The organism is Kosakonia sp. HypNH10, assembly GCF_029850615.1.
Classification (GTDB): domain Bacteria; phylum Pseudomonadota; class Gammaproteobacteria; order Enterobacterales; family Enterobacteriaceae; genus Kosakonia; species Kosakonia cowanii.
This window is the reverse complement of the sequence record NZ_JAOTIU010000017.1, coordinates 1-3,049: the sequence shown is the minus strand read 5'-3', so window position 1 is coordinate 3,049 and position 3,049 is coordinate 1. Positions and strand designations below refer to the sequence as shown.

Here is a 3,049-nt window from a genome sequence, read left to right as displayed (position 1 = left end):
TTTGCTCTTTAAAAATCTGGATCAAGCTGAAAATTGAAACACAGAACAATGCGAATTGTTCCGTGAGTCTCTCAAATTTTCGCAACTGATGATGTTTTACGAAACATCTTCGGGTTGTGAGGTTAAGCGACTAAGCGTACACGGTGGATGCCCTGGCAGTCAGAGGCGATGAAGGACGTGCTAATCTGCGAAAAGCGCCGGTAAGGTGATATGAACCGTTATAGCCGGCGATGTCCGAATGGGGAAACCCAGTGCAATCCGTTGCACTATCACAGCATGAATACATAGTGCTGTGAGGCGAACCGGGGGAACTGAAACATCTAAGTACCCCGAGGAAAAGAAATCAACCGAGATTCCCCCAGTAGCGGCGAGCGAACGGGGAACAGCCCAGAGCCTGAATCAGCCTGAGTGTTAGTGGAAGCGTCTGGAAAGTCGCGCGATACAGGGTGACAGCCCCGTACACAAAAGCACTCTTGCTGTGAGCTCGATGAGTAGGGCGGGACACGTGGTATCCTGTCTGAATATGGGGGGACCATCCTCCAAGGCTAAATACTCCTGACTGACCGATAGTGAACCAGTACCGTGAGGGAAAGGCGAAAAGAACCCCGGCGAGGGGAGTGAAACAGAACCTGAAACCGTGTACGTACAAGCAGTGGGAGCCTCTTTATGGGGTGACTGCGTACCTTTTGTATAATGGGTCAGCGACTTATATTCTGTAGCAAGGTTAACCGTATAGGGGAGCCGCAGGGAAACCGAGTCTTAACTGGGCGTTAAGTTGCAGGGTATAGACCCGAAACCCGGTGATCTAGCCATGGGCAGGTTGAAGGTTGGGTAACACTAACTGGAGGACCGAACCGACTAATGTTGAAAAATTAGCGGATGACCTGTGGCTGGGGGTGAAAGGCCAATCAAACCGGGAGATAGCTGGTTCTCCCCGAAAGCTATTTAGGTAGCGCCTCGTGAATTCATCTCCGGGGGTAGAGCACTGTTTCGGCTAGGGGGCCATCCCGGCTTACCAACCCGATGCAAACTACGAATACCGGAGAATGTTATCACGGGAGACACACGGCGGGTGCTAACGTCCGTCGTGAAGAGGGAAACAACCCAGACCGCCAGCTAAGGTCCCAAAGTCATGGTTAAGTGGGAAACGATGTGGGAAGGCCCAGACAGCCAGGATGTTGGCTTAGAAGCAGCCATCATTTAAAGAAAGCGTAATAGCTCACTGGTCGAGTCGGCCTGCGCGGAAGATGTAACGGGGCTAAACCATGCACCGAAGCTGCGGCAGCGACACTATGTGTTGTTGGGTAGGGGAGCGTTCTGTAAGCCGTCGAAGGTGGCCTGTGAGGGCTGCTGGAGGTATCAGAAGTGCGAATGCTGACATAAGTAACGATAAAGCGGGTGAAAAGCCCGCTCGCCGGAAGACCAAGGGTTCCTGTCCAACGTTAATCGGGGCAGGGTGAGTCGACCCCTAAGGCGAGGCCGAAAGGCGTAGTCGATGGGAAACAGGTTAATATTCCTGTACTTGGTGTTACTGCGAAGGGGGGACGGAGAAGGCTATGTCGGCCGGGCGACGGTTGTCCCGGTTTAAGCGTGTAGGTGTGTGTTCCAGGTAAATCCGGTTCACTTTAACACTGAGGCGTGATGACGAGGCACCACGGTGCTGAAGTGACAAATGCCCTGCTTCCAGGAAAAGCCTCTAAGCATCAGGTAACACGAAATCGTACCCCAAACCGACACAGGTGGTCAGGTAGAGAATACCAAGGCGCTTGAGAGAACTCGGGTGAAGGAACTAGGCAAAATGGTGCCGTAACTTCGGGAGAAGGCACGCTGGTGCGTAGGTGAAGTGACTTGCTCACGGAGCTGAAACCAGTCGAAGATACCAGCTGGCTGCAACTGTTTATTAAAAACACAGCACTGTGCAAACACGAAAGTGGACGTATACGGTGTGACGCCTGCCCGGTGCCGGAAGGTTAATTGATGGGGTCAACCGCAAGGTGAAGCTCTTGATCGAAGCCCCGGTAAACGGCGGCCGTAACTATAACGGTCCTAAGGTAGCGAAATTCCTTGTCGGGTAAGTTCCGACCTGCACGAATGGCGTAATGATGGCCAGGCTGTCTCCACCCGAGACTCAGTGAAATTGAACTCGCTGTGAAGATGCAGTGTACCCGCGGCAAGACGGAAAGACCCCGTGAACCTTTACTATAGCTTGACACTGAACATTGAGCCTTGATGTGTAGGATAGGTGGGAGGCTTTGAAGCGTGGACGCCAGTCTGCGTGGAGCCAACCTTGAAATACCACCCTTTAATGTTTGATGTTCTAACGTGGACCCGTGATCCGGGTTGCGGACAGTGTCTGGTGGGTAGTTTGACTGGGGCGGTCTCCTCCTAAAGCGTAACGGAGGAGCACGAAGGTCAGCTAATCCTGGTCGGACATCAGGAGGTTAGTGCAATGGCATAAGCTGGCTTGACTGCGAGCGTGACGGCGCGAGCAGGTGCGAAAGCAGGTCATAGTGATCCGGTGGTTCTGAATGGAAGGGCCATCGCTCAACGGATAAAAGGTACTCCGGGGATAACAGGCTGATACCGCCCAAGAGTTCATATCGACGGCGGTGTTTGGCACCTCGATGTCGGCTCATCACATCCTGGGGCTGAAGTAGGTCCCAAGGGTATGGCTGTTCGCCATTTAAAGTGGTACGCGAGCTGGGTTTAGAACGTCGTGAGACAGTTCGGTCCCTATCTGCCGTGGGCGCTGGAGAATTGAGGGGGGCTGCTCCTAGTACGAGAGGACCGGAGTGGACGCATCACTGGTGTTCGGGTTGTCATGCCAATGGCACTGCCCGGTAGCTAAATGCGGAAGAGATAAGTGCTGAAAGCATCTAAGCACGAAACTTGCCCCGAGATGAGTTCTCCCTGAGACTTTAAGTCTCCTGAAGGAACGTTGAAGACGACGACGTTGATAGGCCGGGTGTGTAAGCGCAGCGATGCGTTGAGCTAACCGGTACTAATGAACCGTGAGGCTTAACCTTACAACGCCGAAGATGTTTTGGCG

Annotated in this window: 1 rRNA gene; it reads left to right on the top strand. The window is 53.2% G+C overall.

The annotated features are described in order from the left end of the window. The first annotated feature begins 120 nt into the window (after nucleotides 1-120). Nucleotides 121-3,026, top strand: a 23S ribosomal RNA gene (locus N7V53_RS22270). The last annotated feature ends 23 nt before the right edge of the window (nucleotides 3,027-3,049 follow it).